Here is a 17,715-nt window from a genome sequence, read left to right on the forward strand (position 1 = left end):
TTTATAACATACGCCGAATTCAGAATAAGTTAATATTCGAACGCGATTCATTTTGAACACATGATTTCTATCATAAAAAAAAGCAGACCTACGTCTGCTCTCCTATCTTTGGTTTTAATCTTGGTCCCAAACAAAATGGAAATGCGACCCAAATCTATCGAAAGCACTCTTGTCAAGATTTTCCTGATGATCCGGATGCGCAATCGAAATCAGCAATTTTGCCCTGTCTTGCAAGGTTCTTCCATACAGGTTTACAGCACCAAATTCAGTTACTACCCAGTGGATGTTGGCACGTGTACTAACCACACCCGCACCCGGGGTCAAAATTGGTGCAATTTTGCTAATTCCTTTATTGGTGATTGATGGCATCGCAAGAATTGGTTTTCCACCTTTACTTAACGAAGCACCACGCAGGAAGTCGATCTGACCACCCACACCCGAGTAGTGTACAATACCGATAGAGTCGGCACAAACCTGGCCTGTAATATCAATTTGCAGAGCCGAGTTAATGGCTGTTACTTTTGGGTTTTGGGCAATTACACTTACTTTATTGGTGTACTCCACATCCATCATGGCAACTCCCGGGTTGTCGTGGATGAAATCGTACAGCGTTTTGGTACCCATCAGGAAAGTGGCTACCATTTTGCCTTTGTCGATGGCTTTGTTTTTTCCGTTAACCACCCCTTTTTCTACCAACGGAAGAATACCATCGGCAAACATTTCAGAGTGAACTCCCAGGTCTTTGTGGTTGCCCAGCATGCTCAAAACGGCGTTTGGAATGGCACCAATACCCATCTGAAGGGTAGCACCGTCTTCCACCAGTTCGGCTACATAACGGCCAATTTTACGGTCGGTGTCCGAAATCGGTCCGGGAGCAGCAATCACCAGTTCGCTGTTGTCTTCCACAAACAGGTCAATATCATCAATGTGAATCATTGCATCGCCAAATGCACGTGGTACATTTGAGTTTACAATCGCAATGGTAGTATCGGCATTTTCTACGGCAGCCAATGTGGCATCAACCGAAGTTCCCAACGAAACGTAACCAAATTTATCCGGTGTAGAAACCTGGATCATGGCCACATTTACCTTCAGGTAACCTTCTCTGATCAGACGTTGTGTTTCCTGGAGAAATACCGGGATGTAATCAGCAAAACCAGCTTGTGTTTGTTTGCGCACATTATGTCCCACAAAAAACGACTCCAACTGGAAGATTCCTTCCAATTCCGGATCGGCATAAGGAGCCGGACCTTCGGTGTGGATGTGCTGAATACGTACGTTTCTGAATTCTTTGTTTTTGCCCCTTTCAACGAGCGCTTTGATTAGCGGATGGGGCGTCACCGCTACGCTGTGCAGGTGCACACGATCGTTTGATTTGACAACTTTTACCGCTTCCGCAGCTGAGATGAATTTTATGTTCTTCATGTTTTTCTGGATTTTTATAAATCAGCTTATAGTTCAGGCGGCAAAGGTAAGAAAACAATTATCTTTGGTCGTTTTTCGAATATTAATTATGAGTGTTCGAATGTTTTTGTAAACTTAGTGTTAATGAAGACTTTTTGGTCTCTTTCCCGGAGTAATTACCGTTGTCAGATGTACCCGTTCTTTTGTTTGAATGAAAGGCATTGATTGCATTAAGATCGTTAAGAAAGCGTCAAATACCGAGATTTAGTTTTATAATCTGTTGGCTTTTTCCTAATTTTAACGCAGAACAATAAAAACATACAAAATCATGTTGAAGGAAAAAATGTTAAACGCTCTGAATGAGCAAATAAACGCAGAACAATACTCTTCCCTTTTATATTTGTCCATGTCATCCTGGTTTCAGGATAAAGGGCTTCCCGGATTTGCCAACTGGATGTATGTGCAATACCAGGAAGAATTGACACATGCCAATAAATTTTTCAACTATGTAAACGAGCGTGGCGGAAAAGTGGTGCTGAAAGGGATTGAGCAAATGCCAACCGAGTGGAGTGGTATTATTGAGGTGTACGAAGCCACATTGCAACACGAACAACATGTAACTACTTTAATCGACAATTTGGTAGATATTGCACTCGAACAGAAAGACCACGCAACACAAAGTTTCTTGCAGTGGTTTGTTGACGAGCAGGTGGAAGAAGAAGCCAACGTGAAAGAAATTCTGGATACGCTGAAGCTTATCAACGGACAGGGTAACGGTATTTTCATGCTCGACCGTGAAATGCGTTCCCGTAAGTTTGTGGATACTACTGTAGCCAAGTAATTAGTACAATTATATAATAAGGAAGAGGCTACAATGTTGTAGCCTTTTTTTTTTCATTCAAAAGGGGTGAGGAGAGGTTTAAGTCCGATAAAGCAGGGCTCTTAATCAAAATATAAAGCAAACGAACATGACAATCCAGGAGGAAATACGAACAAGGTACGAGCATTTAAAGGAGTTTTGCCAGCTTACCTGGGACGATGGATCCATGATAAGGCTGGAAAATGCCTTCGATTTTGCCCGCGAAATACTGGGCGAACACCGTTTCTCGCACAACGAGGTAATTCTGGGGCATTCGCTGGATGTAGCTTCCGTAATTGCCATGGAAATTGGCCTGGAGCCCGATTCTGTAATTACCGGGCTTTTGCACAATGTTCGTTATGCCGGCTTAAAAGAAAAGGCAACACACGAAGAAATAGCCAGTAAGTTTGGCGAGCATATTTTTTCGATACTCGACGGCATGGCAAAAATCAATGCCATGGGGACCGATACCATTGATCTGCATTCGGAGAACTACCGGAAGCTGATGCTGGCCCTGGCAGGTGATGTGCGTGTGATCCTGATAAAAATAGCCGACCGTTTGCAGGTAATGCGCAACCTCGAATGGTACAGCGAGGAGCAGCAGCCGAAGCTGGTAAGCGAAACCCTGCATTTGTATGCTCCGCTGGCACATCGTTTGGGCTTGTACAACATTAATTCCGAAATGTTGGATTTGAGCCTCAAGTTTCAGAAACCCGAAGAATACAACTACGTAGTAACCCGCCTAAAGGAAACCGAAAAGGAACGGGCGGGTTTTGTAGCCGAGTTTGTAAAACCCATCGAAAAGAAACTGGCGAAAAGAGGCCTTCAGTTTTCGATGAAAGCGCGTACCAAATCCATCTCCTCCATTCATAACAAAATGAAAAAGCAGGATGTGTCGTTTGATGAAGTAATGGATTTGTTTGCCATTCGGATAATCCTGGATTCAAAACCGGAGGATGAAAAAACGGATTGCTGGATGGCTTATTCCATCGTAACCGAGGAGTACCAGGCAAATACAAACCGTTTGCGCGACTGGATCACGATTCCGAAATCAAATGGCTACGAATCGTTGCACACTACGGTGATGGGGCCGCACAACAAATGGGTAGAGATACAGATTCGTACGCGGCGAATGGACGAGATTGCAGAGAAAGGACTGGCCGCACACTGGAAATACAAAGGCGGAAGGTCGTCGAACATTGATTCGTGGCTAACCGGCATTCGCGATGTACTTGAGAATCCAGGCTTGAATGTGGTGGATTTTATTGATCATTTCAGAACTGATGTTTACAGCGACGAAATATTTGTTTTTACACCCAAAGGCGATTTGCGAAAGTTACCACAGGGGGCTACTTTACTGGACTTTGCCTACGAAATCCACTCAAAATTGGGAGATACCTGTGTGGGCGGACTGGTGAACGGAAAAAAGGTAACGCTGAAATATAAACTGAAAAACGGCGACCAGATTTCGATCGATACTTCGAACAACCAAAAGCCCAAGTTGGACTGGCTTGATTTTCTGGTAACCTCAAAAGCCAAAAACAGAGTTCGGAACAGTTTGAACGAGGAGCGCAATACACAGGCTGCTCACGGGCGTGAGATTTTGTTACGCAAGTTTAAAAACTGGAAGCTGGATTTAAACGACGATGCCATTCGGAAAGCCCTAAAGCATTTCAATTTTAAACTGGCCGTTGATTTCTATTACGAAATTGCGGGTGGCAAAATAGATCCGCTGGAGGTGAAGGCGCTGTTTGTGGAGAAAGAGGAAGAAGATGCCCGCAAAACGGTGGAAGAGTTGCTGCCGCAGTCGCAAACAAAAGACTTTAATTACGGTGGCGGCGACGATTTTCTGGTAATCGACAACAATCTTAACAATGTAAATTATAAATTGGCGCAGTGTTGCAATCCGGTTTTCGGAGACCGTATTTTTGGCTTTGTTACCATTAAACACGGGATTAAGATTCACCGCGACAGGTGCCCGAATGCACTGCAAATGAAAGAACGTTATCCGTACAGGGTTATCAAGGCAAAATGGAAAGACCTGTCGAACAAAGGATCGTTTCTTACCACGCTGCACATTTCGGGAACCGACGAAGTGGGAATCATCGGTGAAATAACACACATTATCTCGAAAGATGTGGGCACACACATGCGGTCGATGAACATTGAAACGGATAAAGGAAACTTCGAAGGAAAACTTCAGGTGTTTGTACACGGTTTGGAACATCTTGAATTTTTGATTCAACGTTTGCAAAAAGTGAAGGGAATTACCTCGGTTTTCAGAGGCGAAAAATAAAAGAAGAAAATACAATCTATGAAGATATTGATCGCACCCAATTCGATGAAAGGCAGTTTGAATGCCTTTGACTTTTGTGATGTGCTGGAAAAAGCATTTAGTAAAGTTTCCGGCGAATTTGAGGTGCACACAGTTCCGGTAGCCGACGGGGGCGACTTTACCGGCGAAGTACTGGCACAAAGTTTAAAGGCCTCCCAGGTGCATCTGACCGTTACCGGACCTTTAGGAAAACCGGTTCAGGCAAAATATGCGATTTCAGGCGAAACAGCTGTTATTGAAATGGCCGACGCCTCCGGAATGAAACTGGTAAACAGCTCCGAATTAAATCCGCTGGAAGCATCGTCATTCGGAACGGGCGAACTGATTGCCGACGCTATCGGTAATGGTTGCCGGGAAATTTACCTCGCTATTGGTGGCAGCGCAACGGTTGACGGGGGAGTGGGCATGCTGGAAGCGCTGGGGTTTCGTTTTTTGGATGAAAATGGTGTTCAACTAAATGCCAAAGGCGGAATTCTTGGGCAAATAGCCTCTGTTGAAAAACCGGATACCAAACAGGAAGTAACCGTTAAAATCATTTGCGATGTGGATAACCCTTTGTTGGGCAAGAGTGGCGCAGCCGCTGTATTTGGTCCGCAGAAAGGTGCTACTCCCGACATGGTGGTTGAGCTGGAAAACGGATTGAAAAACTGGGCCGGAATCCTGGAGTCGGAGAGTGGTAAAGACCTGCGGACAGTTAATGGAGCGGGTGCTGCCGGCGGAATTTCTTTGCCGCTGATGGCCTTTTTTGCGGCTGAGATTGTGCCGGGTGCCGACTTTGTGCTGGAACAGCTGAAGCTGAAAGAAGAAATTGAATGGGCAGATATCGTGATTACGGGCGAAGGAAAGATTGACGGTCAGACCCTGAACAACAAAGCGCCTTATGCCGTTGCGAAGATGGCTCGTGCCTGCGGAAAACCTGTTTTTGCCATTGGCGGGAAAACAGAAGCCGAAGCGTCGGAGGCATTCGACGGAATTTATTCGCTGGTAAACGGTGCAATGACACTGGAAGAAGCCATGGCCAATACACCTGAATTGTTGTACGCTTTTGGCAGCGAGTTTGCCAAAACAGTGAAAATTCTGACCGGGATCGGATCACGCAAATAAAATGTTGTCAATCAATATAAAATGGAAATAACAGAACAATTAAATAGGGTAAAAGTGTTATTAAAGAATGAAAAAGCTTCGGAAGCAAAAGAGGCTTTTGATTTGATAGGTGCTTTTAACAGCGTGGACTATTTTTTAGTGAAGGGAAGTATTGAACAGAAATTTCAGCATTGGGGAGAGGCAATTAATGCGTACAACCGGGTGATTGAAATAGATCCGGACAACGAGGAGGCGAAAAATAATCTCCATTTGATTCAAAATATTTTGAATTTTTGGAATCCTGATCAATACAATCCTTAGCATACTAAAGGTGAACTGTTTAGTGGAAGGGTGTCAGCGGCCATTTTTGTGGTGTAGTTGGATTTGAACGCAATTGTCTGGTGGTATGACAAGATTCTTGCTACCGGCTTTTTAGGTTTTTTGATCAGATTTGTTATTTTTGATGCTCATCCAAAAAAAACGTCAAAATTTTAGACTTTATAAGAATTAAACGAATTGAAAAAATGAAAAAAGTAGTATTGTTATTTTGTGCAGTATGTTTTGCTGTGGTTTCGTTTGCACAGGATGCTGCGGAAAAAATTAATCAGGCCAATGATGCATTGCAGGCCAAAGAGTATGCAAAAGCATTGGAGTTATACGAATCGGCAATGGCTAATCTTGGAGATGTTCAGGTACCTGAAGCCATCAATTTCAATATTGGTTTGGCTGCCTATAACGCCGACAAATATGAAAAAGCTATTCAATATTTCGAAAAAGCAGTTGTTGCCAAGGCAAATGTAGATAAGGCTTACGAGTACATGGCTGGTTCTTATGCCAAGTTGGATAAAACCAATGAAGCGTTGGAAACTTACGCAAAAGCGATTGAAGCCAATCCGGAAGAAAAAGCAAGCTTGTCGTACAATGCAGGTATTGTGGCTTACAAAGGGAAAGCTTATCAAAAAGCTGTTGACTTTTTTACTGCTTCTGTAGCGGGTAATTACAAAGGTGAAACAGCCCAGTATTACAAAGCTGTTGCTTTGAACAAACTGAACAAAGATGCTGAGTACAAAGCAGCGTTGGAAGAAGGTGTTGCTAAATTTCCGAAAGATGACAAACTTGGCAAAGGATTGGCCAATGTGTATGTATCTGAAGGAAACGAGTTGTACAAAAAAGGTGCAGAGATTTTAAGCGCGGCCAATACAAAAGTAAACGCCGGTAGTTTATCAACTGCCGACGAAGCTTATACAGCCGAAGTAAACAAGGCTAAAAAAGAATTTGCTTCAGCACTGGAAGTATTGGAAAAAGCTTTGAAACTGGATGCAAGCAATGCCAACGCAACAAAATTGATTGAAGCTTGCAAAGCAGCTATGTAAGTTAATTTTGGTTGAACAAAAGAAAACGCCTCGGGTCTTCCCGGGGCGTTTTTTATTGTACGGCAGCAAAGGCTTTGTAGCTGTTTTTAATCCAAGACGCAAGTACCGGGTATCCAGCTACGAGCCACGAGCAAAGAGGAACAAGTAATGAGTACAAAGTATCAAGTATCCGGAATTGAGTCCTTCAGTCCTTCAATCCCTCAATCCTTCAGTCCTTGGATCATTTCAGGATATGCCATTTAACCGACAGCATAGCACCCAAACGGGTTGTTGATTTTCCCTGGTCGTACAAGCTGCCATGGTCGGCCGCTACTGATGCACCAAATTCCAGGTCTTTTCCGTAAGGTTGCCACGATAGCTCTAGAAGCGACATGGCCTGTTTCCGCGAAGGTTGATAGGTGTCCAAACCTCCGCTTTTGTATTGACCGAAATTGTTGCTGTAGGTCAGCATCGTTTTCCAGCGGATGCTTTCAGTAAGAAAACCAATGGCTCCGATGTGAAATCCTGAGAAGCGGGTATTTTCGAATCCCATAGAAATGCCTTCGCTGTCGTTTAACGGGCCAAACAGTGGGCTTACCATTGCCATTTGATGATAGGTAACCCCCGATCGGTAAACGCCGTGGTTATAGTAATTATCCAGACCCCGGCCGTGTAATTCTCCATCAGGTTTGGGGACAAGGTGAGTGCTTCCGCTTTGATTTTTTGTATGGAAATATTCAAGCAGCAGGGATTTGATCAACGGCCGTTCCGATTTTCCTGTCAGGTAAAGGCCATAAAGGTTATCCTTGTAATTGTCCCATTCCATCCCCGATTTATCATCAAAAGGATGACTTAAGTATAAGGTTGCGGCAAACCGGTTCCATTCTTTTTTTATTTCGAGTTGATAGGTTCCGTAACTGTTGCCGGCTACGTTTGCCTTATCGGTTGGCAAAGCATTTTCGCCTCCTGCTTTTCCCAATACATAATCAAAATAAGCTTCCCATTCCTGAAGCTCTCCGTAGGTGGGATGGGTACCGCCCCACATCACAAAGTGTTCGAGCCCGGCAGTTAACTGCCACGATGCTGCCTGGCCAAAACGCAGGTACAAAGCTTTGCGGTGTAAATGGCTGTTTTCTACGTAGCGATTGTCGTTAAGCAGCCCCTCTTCGTAAAAACCGTAAATCGAAAACCAGGTGTTTACCGGAACAAAACGGTTAAAGCCTGCGCGTATTTTCGGATGCGGGCGAGCATTGCGCGAAGAGGCCATATTGCCATTGGTGGTCGATAATCCTTCGTATCTCTCCTGATCAGAAAAGGCTCCAAAATTTAATTGTAGGCTTTTCCATCCCAAACCCCCGTAGAGTTCAGTAAAGCGAACATCGTTATTGTTTGCCAGCAGCAGATTTAAACGTACGCCGCTGGAAATACGGAAGGCAGATTCGCCTATGGCTTTGTTATAGTTTCCGTTGAATTCAAGGTTCTGAATCGTCTCGTTTTCGGAAGTATAACGCCCCAGCTGATTGGCCCACAGCCAAAAGGGTAATCGGTTGTTGGTACCGGCAAGCGAATGGAAGCTGAGATCCATGTTTTGTCCGCTGCCTTGATAAACACTTAAAAACAGAAAGGCAAAAAATAATAGCCTTTTCCCAAGGATCTTTTTCGCAAATGATGGAATTACTGTCTTCATTTATACCGCGTTTCTCCAGGCTCTTTTACTGAACACCGTTAACCAGATAATTTTTATGTCCCAGTTAAAGTTCCAGTTATTAATGTATTCCATATCCGCATTCACACGGTTTTGCATGGCGCTGAGCCTTTTTGTTTCCCCCCTGTATCCTCTTACTTGCGCCCAGCCGGTTATTCCCGGTTTTACATAGTGACGCACCAGGTAATGATCGATCAGGGCTGAATACTCTTCGGTATGTTTTAGCATATGCGGACGCGGACCGACAACTGACATATCACCTTTTAAGACATTGATAAACTGGGGAAATTCATCGATATTGGTTTTGCGTAAAAAGCGCCCGATGCGGGTAATGCGAGTGTCGTTTGCGGTAGCTTGCACTTTATCCGCATCGTTACTGGGATTCATACTACGGAATTTATAGCAGAAAAAAGTGCGGTTATTGATGCCGGTTCGCTGCTGTTTGAAAAAAACAGGGCCTTTCGAGCTCAGTTTTATTGCAACTGCCAGAATGGGGAAGAGCCAGGAAAAGATAAAAACAATCACCGACAGGGAAAACGCAATGTCAAACAAACGCTTTTGTACCCTGAAGGCTACTTTGTCCAAGGGGATTTCCTGCGGATTTAACACCAGCAAATCACCGATCGATTCCACATCTTTTTGATGACTCCTGAACCACCACTGGCTTTTGGGAACAAAGCGAAGCCGTACACCTTTCTGGTTGCAGATCTTTAGTACTTTTTTTGCTTTTTCTTCGTTGTTTTCCTCGTTAAAGAGCGATATCGTGTAGTAGATAAAGTGAATATCGTGTTGATCGATCAACTCTTCCAGATTATTGGGGTGTCCGAGGTAGCCTTCAATATCGGTATTGACAGAGCCAATATAGCCCGAAAAACGAAAACCCAGTGATGGATTGCTGTCAATGATTCTTTTCAGAATCTCTCCTGTTTCGTTGCATCCGATAACCACCGTATTTAACGATTTGGTGCTGTCTTTTCTCCGGTACTTCAGGTAATGATAGAAGCCCCAGTAAAACAGGATTTTTCCGAGGTAAAACAGGAGTGTATATTGAAAGAAAAATACCCGTAAAAAATTCCCCGGGATAAAAACAAATTCGATTACGGCCGCTACCAGGTAAAATACCAGCTGCCGCTTGGTAATTCGAGCCAGACGATTGAAGATGCTGTCACGAAGGAACAGGTTCTTTTTGGAAAATACCAGGTACGATATGATCCAGGCGAGGTTTCCGTGTAAGAGGTAAATACTCATGGTACGGTAGTCCCTGGCTGATATATCAAAACTGAGCCACGCCATAATGGCTAATGCCGTGTTTAAAAGGACCAGATCAATCGCCAGGTAAAGAATAAGTAGTTCGGTTTCGCGGGATTTCATTTAAGTTTCTGTTTCTGCTAACGACTGTCAAAGTTATTGTTTAATGCAAAATATTTGCTGCTTTATAACAGCTAACTGGTTAAATCAATAAAAAAACTGAACCAGACAGCTTGACAAGTATTAACTCGGGTTTGTAAAAAACTGTTTCAATTCACAGATGGCATTTGTAAACCAGTGATATGGTATAAACAAAGCGTAGGTCGGAAATATTGTTTTATTGTTTAAAAAAGAAAATGATTGTCTATTCCTCCAATTGTTTCAGCAGCTGTTCAAAATAAGCAATCGTATTTTTTAGTCCTTCCCGAAGTTGCACTTTAGGTTCCCAACCGTTAAGAGCTTCCCGGGCAAGAGAAATGTCGGGACGGCGTTGCCTGGGATCATCGGGCGGTAAGGGCTGAAAGACTATTTTTGACGAGGAGCCGGTTAGCTCCAGTATGGTTTCAGCCAGTTCGTTCATGGTAAATTCGTTGGGGTTTCCAATGTTCACCGGCCCTAAAAAGTTATCCGGAGTTTGCATCATTCGCACCATTCCTTCCACCAGGTCGTCGACGTACTGAAAAGAGCGGGTTTGTGATCCGTCTCCAAAAATAGTAATGTCATTTCCCTTTAAGGCCTGTACGATAAAGTTGGAAACCACCCGGCCGTCGTTGGGATTCATATTGGGGCCATAGGTGTTGAATATGCGTACGATCTTGATTTTAACATCGTTCTGTACGTGGTAATTCATAAACAGCGACTCGGCGCAGCGTTTGCCTTCGTCGTAACACGAGCGGGGACCAATGGGGTTTACATTCCCCCAGTACTCTTCGGGTTGCGGGTGAACGGTAGGATCGCCATACACTTCACTGGTACTGGCCTGCAGTATCCTGGCTTTTACACGTTTGGCCAGGCCCAGCATGTTAATTGCCCCCATTACGGAGGTTTTAATGGTTTTGATCGGGTTGTACTGGTAATGCACCGGACTGGCCGGACACGCCAGGTTGTACACCTCGTCCACTTCAGCAAAATAGGGGTGGGTAACATCCTGCCGAACGAGTTCAAACATCGGATGCCCCAGCATGGGAAGTATGTTTTGTTTCGAGCCGGTAAAATAGTTATCGAGGCATATCACGTCGTGCCCGTCGTTTAAAAGTCTCTGGCACAGATGCGACCCGATAAATCCCGCACCTCCTGTTACTAGAATTCTTTTCATTGCATCACTGGTTTTGGCTAAAATTTGGCTGCCTCAATGTTACTTATTATTTGGAGAAGTAACAAGGAAAACGATTGTATACTGAGGGGTTGAGGGATTGAAGGACTGATGGATTGAGTTAAGGCTTGAAGATTGATACTTGATACTTGATTTTGGATTCTGGATGCTTTCGCGCCGGTAGGGTTTTATCCACGGATTGCGCGGATTTTTGAATTCTGCCTGTCAGCCAGGCTGGAATCCCTTGTTTTTTATTTCTTATTCTTTATTCTTTATTTTTTTGTTGCTGCCGGGTTAGAGGGAACGCGATGGAATCGCGCACCAGCGGGGTGTTTCTGTTTATTTAAACCTTGAAGGTTTTGAAAACGCTTCAAGGTTGTTCTTGTGATGGTAAAACCTTATTACTTATTGGTTATTTCTTATTTTTTATTTCTGGTTTGATAAGGTACGCGATGCAATCGCGCACCAGCGGGTTCTTAAGCCCCAGCGGGGCGCCGCCTTTGTAGCCCCGGGTTTTAATCCGGGGGTAATGAGCGAAGCGAATAAAAGCGGCGCAATTAAATCGTTTGTTGGAGATTGGGCGTTGTGTGCGCCGCCGTGGTGTGTCGCAGTAAAACAACCACCCCGTCAGCGTAAATATGTAGGTATTTCAATTTTTTTGTTTAGCCACGCTGACACCCCTCCTGCCAGGAGGGGAAATTGATAAATTGTACTAGAGTGTGTTGTTTGTTTACCACGAGATACAATCTCGCGGCAGCGGGGCATTGTGGCGGAGGTCTGAAATCGACCATCGTTACTCATCATTCTAATCTCCTAATCTTCTAACTTTCCACCCTTCCAATCTTCTTAATGTCCGCCTCCTTTTAGTACCACCACTATGCCACGCCAGATCACATAAAGGTCGGTCATCAGAAGTTGAAAAGGGGAGTAGTGAAGGTAGCGGTACACGTATTCATATTCATACAGGGGTTTCCCGAATTCGGAGGTGCCTTTTCTTACGTGTCCGTAGCCCAGCAAACCGCCGCGAATCAAACGGCGTGTGACATTGCCCTGTGCCAGGTCGCGCTCGTAGTGATGCACTGCCAGCGGACGCGGCCCCACAAACGACATATCGCCTTTTAGGATCAGGTAGAACTGCGGTATTTCATCGAGGTAAAACTTTTTGACAAAGGCTCCAACGTAGGTTCTGGCTTCGGGCATCCATTCGTTTTGGTAGGCATGCCAGTCACCCATCGCCTGCAGTTCTTTGTCGATGTAGCTTTCCTTGATCAGCCGGATCTTCCATTTTTTAAACCTGCGACCGTGACTCATTCCGTAGTAATAAAAGAAAAGCGGTCCTTTGTTTTCCTTGATCAGCAGTCCTTCCACCCAGTTGGCAATAAGCAGCAACAAGAGTATGGGGGAGGCGAGCAGTAGAAAAAACAAGGCCACTGCCTTATCAAACAAGAGCTTTGGGAAAGGCACCTTTAGCGGTTCTTTCAAGGCAAAAATCTCGGCATATTTTTCCCTGATCTCAGTTGTGGGAGGTGTATAGGGAAATGCCTCTTTGGGTTCTTCAATGGTTGTCATTTTTTATAAATTGATAAACTGTTAAACGGCGAAACTGTTAAATTGTAAAATTGCTAAATTGATCAACTGGTCAATTGTACCGGAATACGTTGATGTGCATTTGTCGTGAGGTGCAATTGCATGATGGTTTCATCTGTTTATAAACCTTAAAGTTTTTGAAAACACTTCAGGGTTGTTCTTGAAATGGTAAAACCTTATTACTTATTGGTTATTTCTGGTTTGACAGGGAACGCGATGCAATCGCGCAGCAGCGGGTGTGTTTATTTTATCCACGAATTGCACGGACTTCGCGAATGGTTTGCTTCAATCGGCTGCGCCTCTTTCGCAATGACGGCTATTTTTTAGTACGACGGCGTTGTTGTATTTCTGCCAGTGCAAATTTTGCGGATACGCCGCTATGGTTATTGTATTTTTTGAACTACGAACGTTTCTCTTCCTGGCCAGGAGCCTGCCTGCCGTTCGTAGTTCAGGCAGGGAGTACCCTAATGTAGCTGAGCGGAATTAGGGGGAGGTGGTGCTGTTAATACCATCCTGTTAGCGTAGTGTTTATTCGTTGTTTTTTATTTGTTATTCCTTATTTCTTATTTTTTTGCAGCCGGGTTAGCAGGGAACGCGATGCAATCGCTCAGCAGCGGGGGTTTTCTTGTTTATTTAAACCTTGAAGGTTTTGAAAACGCTTCAGGGTTGTTCTACAATGTCTATTTTTTCTCATCCGGAATTTTCTATAAATAGCACCGCAACGCTGTTGCTAAAGAATTGGCTGCAGAGCAGTATAGTAAATTTTATTGTTGAAACAGATGCAATAGCGCAGCAGCAGGTTTTAAGCCCCAGCGGGGCAGAATCCGTCAGTTGACGGACAGGCCTTTGTAGCCCCGGGTTTTAACCCGGGGGTAATGAGCGTAGCGAATAAAAGCGGCGCAATAACATCGTTTATTAGAGATTGGGCGTTGTATGCGCCGCAAGTAATGTGGTGTTGTTTGTTCACCACGAGATGCAATCGCGCACCAGCGGGGTAATTTTTCATCAACAGCGTGTTTCTGTTTATTTAAACCTTGAAGGTTTTGAAAACATTTGAGGGTTGTTATTGAAATGGTAAAGATCTTATTTCTTTCATGCTTACGGGGAAACAGCCATCCCGTCAGCGAAAAATGTCGGTATTCCAATTCAATGCTTTAATTCTTGTGGCTCGAAGCCTGAAGCTCTTGACTATCTCGCTACTTATGCGCTAAGCACTAAGCTACTGGCTTGCGTATTTTCTATTTGTTCTTTTGTGCCCAAAGAAGTATCTGTCAGTTGACAGACAATCGCGCACCAGCTGGGAGATGCGATCCGGCGCGGTGTTGTTTCGTATCTAAAAATTACCCGGAAACGCATTGTCTCTTACCGGAAACGAGTTGTTAGCGACCGGATATAAGTTGCGAGTGACGCGCTGTCAGTTGGAGGTAGCCGGAAACAAACTGAACATGACGCGCTGTCAGCTGGCACTTGCCGGAAACAAATTGACACTTACCGGAAAAGCATTGTCGGTACTGCATATTATTCTGTCGGCGGTGCGGGGAAGAATGGCACTGCTGCGGGATGTGATGACACCTGATCATAAAAGATTGCCTGCCGTGAATAGAGTATTGTCGTTGTTTCTTTTTTATTGATCATTCGTTTGATATTTGTTGACGCTTTTATATGGATGTTTGTATTCAAGTATCAGTATTCTAGTGTTTTGTATGTTAATTTGTTGTGTTTATTTTGATTTTTATCCGGAAGGTTTTATCTTGAAAAAGATAACATCCATAACTCAATTTTTATTCAGTAAACATGTATTCTTTCCAAACATCCATTTTAGCAAACAGTTGGGAACTATGCATCCGAACCGGAAAAATCATTGAGGGCTGGAAATAATTTCTAACCATTTAATCACAGACGTATGAACTTAAAACAAATTAACAAGATCCGGATGTTCAGTGCTGTTAACCAGGTGCTGGAGGACCATTCAACGCTGTTTGCCTCTTCGGGGGTGCTAACTTTAACGCACCAGGTGTTTAAAGGGCAGCTGGGCGAACTGGAAGGACACCGGCAAGTGCAGGAAGAAGCGATTTCGGGGCTTACCCTGGAAAAAGAGCAGTTACGTATCGACCTTAACCAACTGGTACAACGAGTGACGGCCGCATTGGCTGCTTTTGCAACGGCCACCAAAGATGCCAATTTGCGGAAGAAGGTGAAGTACAGCCCTTCGTACCTAAGCAAAGTTTCTGATCCTGAATTGTTCGACATTGCAGTGGTGATTTATAACCTGGCTGTGCCTGTGGTGACCGAACTGGAGCCTTATTTTGTAACGCAGGCCGAGCTGGATGAACTGCAGCAAAAAACAGCTGCTTTTAAGCTGGCGATTCCGCAAAACCGCGTAGCTGCGGGTACCCGGAAAGCTTCTACCACCAACATTGGCGCTTTGATTGCCGAAACCAGCCGTTTGCTGCGCGAAGAGATCGATACGCTGATGCTTCCGTTTCAGTTTATGCATCCCGATTTTTATGCGAAGTACAAAAATGCCCGAATCATTGTTGATTACACCGGGCGAAGAACTTCGCAGGAAGAAACTCCGGACCCGGCGCCGGCGATGGATTAAAGAGAGGCCCTGCGGGGCCTTTTTTTGGATGCTTGATACCCGATTCTTGATGCTTGATACTCGATTCTTGATGTTTGATACTCGTTTCTTATTTGTTATTCCTTATTCTATATTTTGTCCCTGGTTTAGCGAGGAACGCGATGCAATCGCGCACCAGCGTTGTTGCAGGATGTTCCGCCCCGCCGGGGCTTATTTTTTCTTTCCTGGAATTTTCTATAAATAGTACCGCAACGCTGTTGCTTAAGAACCGGCTGCAGGGCGGCATCATAAATTGTATTGTTGAAACAGAGGCTATCGCTCACCAGCGGTGTTAGCAGCTGGGTATTAGCCCCAGCGGGGCGGAATCCGTCAGTTGACGGACAGGCCTTTGTAGCCCCGGGTTTTAACCCGGGGGAATGAGCGTAGCGAATAAAAGCGGCGCAATAAAATCGTTTATTAGAAATTGGGCGTTGTATGCGCCGCCGTAATGTGGTGTTGTTTGTTCACCACTAGACGCAATCTCGCGGCAGCGGGGTAATTTCTCATCAGCAGGGTGTCCTTGTAATGGTAAAACCTTATTACTTATTGGTTGTTTCTTATTTTTTATTTCTGGTTTGACGGGGAACGCGATGCAATCGCGCACCAGCGTTGTTGCAGGATGTTCCGCCCCGCTGGGGCTTATTTTTTCTTTCCTGGAATTTTCTATAAATAGTACCGCAACGCTGTTGCTTAAGAACCGGCTGCAGGGCGGCATCGTAAATTGTATTGTTGAAACAGATGCAATAACGCAGCAGCTAGTTATTAGCCCCAGCGGGGCGCTGTCTTTGTAGCCCCGGCATTTATGCCGGGGGAATGAGCGTAGCGAATAAAAGCGGCGCAATAACATCGTTTATTAGAGATTGGGCGTTGTATGCGCCGCAAGTAATGTGGTGTTGTTTGTTCACCACGAGATGCAATCTCGCGGCAGCGGGGTAATTTCTCATCAGCAGGGTGTCCTTGTGATGGTAAAACCTTATTACTTATTGGTTATTTCTTATTCTTTATTGCTGGTTTGACAGGGAACGCGATGCAATCGCGCACCAGCGGTGGAAATTCGCAGCAAAACTTAAATCGCCAGGTCGAACCTGGAACGAATAAATGTTTCTATGCGCTTCCATATTTTTTGCAGTACCTCCAATTGTTCAATTAAAAGGTTTAATCCCTCAATTATTTCAGGGGTAAAAAACGGGTATTCGTGGGTTACAATATTACGTGTTTCGCGTAATTCAAGCCATTCGTTGTGGTCTTCCAGAAGCTTTAATTGTTCCATTTTATTAAGGAGATCGATAAACGGGATACCTGTTGTGTCTTCTCCAAGGTTTTCGAGTAAAGCCGGAAACAAACGGTTGCCCATATTGTCCTGAAATTTTGAAAAGCGAAATATCAACTGGTCGAAATAGCTCAGGTCTTCCGGCGCGAGTGATTTATAGTTGTTTTCGGTGAGAGGGAAAAAATTAAGCACCTTAGTACGGGCAAAGGAAATACGCTTCCAATGCACTTCACAAATCAAAAATGCTTCCCTCAGTTTATCGGATTTATCGGCAACATTCATAAAGCAACGGCATATTTACTGATGGTTTGAAAAAAGGTTGTTTTGCGGCGTTCGGCAGAATTATCAAGGACAACATCAATTTTTTGTTCTCCCAACTGTTGCTTTAAAGCAGCCAGAAATTTAATCTTATTCCGAACAGAGAGCATTTGCCTTTCATACGATTGAATAAACAAATCGATGTCTCCACCGCGTTTCGAATCGTCGGTGCGGGAACCAAACAAATGCACCTTTACATCTTTCCCAAAATACCGGGTAGCTTGTTCCTTTATACATGCTATTTCGTAGCTGGTGAGCCGCATAATACAAATGTAGAAAATTTACTTAAAATATATTGTAGCCGGTTTAAACCCTGAAGGTTTACATCTGTTTATAAGAGATAATTTTCGTTGGTAATCCCGAGCACCCGGGAGAACCCGCAGACTTATAATCATTCTCTTATGTGTGAAACCTTTCTCATGTTCGTTTCATCTAATTAAAATTAAAAGCTTTCAACCGTATTAGATGGAACTCCCATGATTTTAATAATGCTTATTTGTGGCAAATATTTGTCATGGTCGTTTCAAAACACTTCAAGGTAGTTCTTGCAATGGTAAAACCTTATTAGTTATTTCTTATTCTTTATTCCTTATTCTTTATTGCTGGTTTGAGAGGGAACGCG

At 44.1% G+C, this 17,715-nt stretch carries 16 protein-coding genes; 8 read left to right on the top strand and 8 right to left on the bottom strand.

Going from position 1 to position 17,715, the window contains the following annotated elements; genetic code table 11:
• Positions 1–114: 114 nt before the first annotated feature.
• The gene (locus tag D1614_RS13480; protein ID WP_119438476.1) at positions 115–1,425 is read right to left on the bottom strand and encodes an acetyl-CoA hydrolase/transferase family protein; all 1,311 of its coding nucleotides are present in this window, start codon (positions 1,423–1,425) and stop codon (positions 115–117) included.
• Between the two features lie 307 nt (positions 1,426–1,732).
• Between D1614_RS13480 and D1614_RS13485 the strand changes: the two genes are divergently transcribed.
• From D1614_RS13485 to D1614_RS13505, 5 genes are all read left to right on the top strand, one after another.
• Complete coding sequence (locus tag D1614_RS13485) at positions 1,733–2,245, top strand: ferritin (RefSeq protein ID WP_119438477.1); 513 nt, start codon at positions 1,733–1,735, stop codon at positions 2,243–2,245.
• Between the two features lie 127 nt (positions 2,246–2,372).
• The gene (locus tag D1614_RS13490) at positions 2,373–4,559 is read left to right on the top strand and encodes a RelA/SpoT family protein (RefSeq protein WP_119438478.1); all 2,187 of its coding nucleotides are present in this window, start codon (positions 2,373–2,375) and stop codon (positions 4,557–4,559) included.
• 18 nt (positions 4,560–4,577) lie between these two features.
• Positions 4,578–5,702 (top strand): glycerate kinase, encoded by a 1,125-nt coding sequence (locus D1614_RS13495; RefSeq protein ID WP_119438479.1) that lies wholly within the window; start codon positions 4,578–4,580, stop codon positions 5,700–5,702.
• Between the two features lie 21 nt (positions 5,703–5,723).
• Positions 5,724–6,002: a tetratricopeptide repeat protein gene (locus D1614_RS13500; protein WP_119438480.1), complete on the top strand. Its 279-nt coding sequence runs from the start codon at positions 5,724–5,726 to the stop codon at positions 6,000–6,002.
• Positions 6,003–6,205: 203 nt separating this feature from the next.
• Positions 6,206–7,054: a tetratricopeptide repeat protein gene (locus D1614_RS13505; protein ID WP_119438481.1), complete on the top strand. Its 849-nt coding sequence runs from the start codon at positions 6,206–6,208 to the stop codon at positions 7,052–7,054.
• Between the two features lie 220 nt (positions 7,055–7,274).
• On the opposite strand, the gene D1614_RS13510 is transcribed toward D1614_RS13505, so the two are convergent.
• From D1614_RS13510 to D1614_RS13525, 4 genes are all read right to left on the bottom strand, one after another.
• Positions 7,275–8,720, bottom strand: a complete 1,446-nt coding sequence (locus D1614_RS13510) for a capsule assembly Wzi family protein (protein WP_119438482.1) — start codon at positions 8,718–8,720, stop codon at positions 7,275–7,277.
• On the bottom strand, positions 8,721–10,109 hold the full coding sequence (locus D1614_RS13515; protein WP_119438483.1) for an exopolysaccharide biosynthesis polyprenyl glycosylphosphotransferase: 1,389 nt from the start codon (positions 10,107–10,109) through the stop codon (positions 8,721–8,723).
• A 241-nt stretch (positions 10,110–10,350) separates the two neighbouring features.
• A complete protein-coding gene (locus D1614_RS13520; RefSeq protein ID WP_119438484.1) occupies positions 10,351–11,301 on the bottom strand; it encodes a UDP-glucuronic acid decarboxylase family protein in 951 nt (316 codons plus the stop codon).
• An 843-nt stretch (positions 11,302–12,144) separates the two neighbouring features.
• Positions 12,145–12,867, bottom strand: coding sequence for a sugar transferase (locus D1614_RS13525; protein WP_119438485.1), 723 nt, complete (start codon positions 12,865–12,867; stop codon positions 12,145–12,147).
• 667 nt (positions 12,868–13,534) lie between these two features.
• Here D1614_RS13525 and D1614_RS25735 point away from each other — a divergent pair.
• The 3 genes from D1614_RS25735 (at position 13,535) to D1614_RS13535 (ending at position 15,487) form a co-directional block, all read left to right on the top strand.
• A complete protein-coding gene (locus D1614_RS25735; RefSeq protein ID WP_162304500.1) occupies positions 13,535–13,720 on the top strand; it encodes a hypothetical protein in 186 nt (61 codons plus the stop codon).
• A 610-nt stretch (positions 13,721–14,330) separates the two neighbouring features.
• Complete coding sequence (locus D1614_RS13530) at positions 14,331–14,516, top strand: hypothetical protein (RefSeq protein WP_147384213.1); 186 nt, start codon at positions 14,331–14,333, stop codon at positions 14,514–14,516.
• Positions 14,517–14,788: 272 nt separating this feature from the next.
• Positions 14,789–15,487 carry a hypothetical protein gene (locus D1614_RS13535; RefSeq protein ID WP_119438487.1) on the top strand — a complete coding sequence of 233 codons (699 nt, stop codon included), beginning with the start codon at positions 14,789–14,791 and terminating at the stop codon, positions 15,485–15,487.
• A gap of 382 nt (positions 15,488–15,869) precedes the next feature.
• Here the strand turns inward: D1614_RS13535 and D1614_RS25565 are convergent, their stop codons facing one another.
• The 3 genes from D1614_RS25565 to D1614_RS13550 form a co-directional block, all read right to left on the bottom strand.
• Complete coding sequence (locus tag D1614_RS25565; protein WP_147384215.1) at positions 15,870–16,352, bottom strand: hypothetical protein; 483 nt, start codon at positions 16,350–16,352, stop codon at positions 15,870–15,872.
• Between the two features lie 219 nt (positions 16,353–16,571).
• Positions 16,572–17,057: a hypothetical protein gene (locus tag D1614_RS13545; RefSeq protein ID WP_119438489.1), complete on the bottom strand. Its 486-nt coding sequence runs from the start codon at positions 17,055–17,057 to the stop codon at positions 16,572–16,574.
• A complete protein-coding gene (locus D1614_RS13550; RefSeq protein ID WP_119438490.1) occupies positions 17,054–17,356 on the bottom strand; it encodes a nucleotidyltransferase domain-containing protein in 303 nt (100 codons plus the stop codon). Before D1614_RS13550 ends, D1614_RS13545 begins: the two co-directional genes overlap by 4 nt.
• Between the last annotated feature and the right edge of the window lie 359 nt (positions 17,357–17,715).

This window comes from Maribellus luteus, from assembly GCF_003576475.1.
GTDB classification, from domain to species: Bacteria; Bacteroidota; Bacteroidia; order Bacteroidales; family Prolixibacteraceae; genus Draconibacterium; species Draconibacterium luteum.

What these genes read in the sequence shown, in the direction of transcription:
- D1614_RS13505 (WP_119438481.1), top strand. Translation starts at nt 6,206, where the DNA reads ATGAAAAAAGTAGTATTGTTATTTTGTGCAGTATGTTTTGCTGTGGTT.
- D1614_RS13545 (WP_119438489.1), bottom strand. Translation starts at nt 17,057, where the DNA reads ATGAATGTTGCCGATAAATCCGATAAACTGAGGGAAGCATTTTTGATT.
- D1614_RS13535 (WP_119438487.1), top strand. Translation starts at nt 14,789, where the DNA reads ATGAACTTAAAACAAATTAACAAGATCCGGATGTTCAGTGCTGTTAAC.
- D1614_RS13510 (WP_119438482.1), bottom strand. Translation starts at nt 8,720, where the DNA reads ATGAAGACAGTAATTCCATCATTTGCGAAAAAGATCCTTGGGAAAAGG.
- D1614_RS13520 (WP_119438484.1), bottom strand. Translation starts at nt 11,301, where the DNA reads ATGAAAAGAATTCTAGTAACAGGAGGTGCGGGATTTATCGGGTCGCAT.
- D1614_RS13495 (WP_119438479.1), top strand. Translation starts at nt 4,578, where the DNA reads ATGAAGATATTGATCGCACCCAATTCGATGAAAGGCAGTTTGAATGCC.
- D1614_RS13550 (WP_119438490.1), bottom strand. Translation starts at nt 17,356, where the DNA reads ATGCGGCTCACCAGCTACGAAATAGCATGTATAAAGGAACAAGCTACC.
- D1614_RS13515 (WP_119438483.1), bottom strand. Translation starts at nt 10,109, where the DNA reads ATGAAATCCCGCGAAACCGAACTACTTATTCTTTACCTGGCGATTGAT.
- D1614_RS13480 (WP_119438476.1), bottom strand. Translation starts at nt 1,425, where the DNA reads ATGAAGAACATAAAATTCATCTCAGCTGCGGAAGCGGTAAAAGTTGTC.
- D1614_RS13530 (WP_147384213.1), top strand. Translation starts at nt 14,331, where the DNA reads ATGACGCGCTGTCAGCTGGCACTTGCCGGAAACAAATTGACACTTACC.
- D1614_RS13525 (WP_119438485.1), bottom strand. Translation starts at nt 12,867, where the DNA reads ATGACAACCATTGAAGAACCCAAAGAGGCATTTCCCTATACACCTCCC.
- D1614_RS13500 (WP_119438480.1), top strand. Translation starts at nt 5,724, where the DNA reads ATGGAAATAACAGAACAATTAAATAGGGTAAAAGTGTTATTAAAGAAT.
- D1614_RS13490 (WP_119438478.1), top strand. Translation starts at nt 2,373, where the DNA reads ATGACAATCCAGGAGGAAATACGAACAAGGTACGAGCATTTAAAGGAG.
- D1614_RS13485 (WP_119438477.1), top strand. Translation starts at nt 1,733, where the DNA reads ATGTTGAAGGAAAAAATGTTAAACGCTCTGAATGAGCAAATAAACGCA.
- D1614_RS25565 (WP_147384215.1), bottom strand. Translation starts at nt 16,352, where the DNA reads ATGTTATTGCGCCGCTTTTATTCGCTACGCTCATTCCCCCGGCATAAA.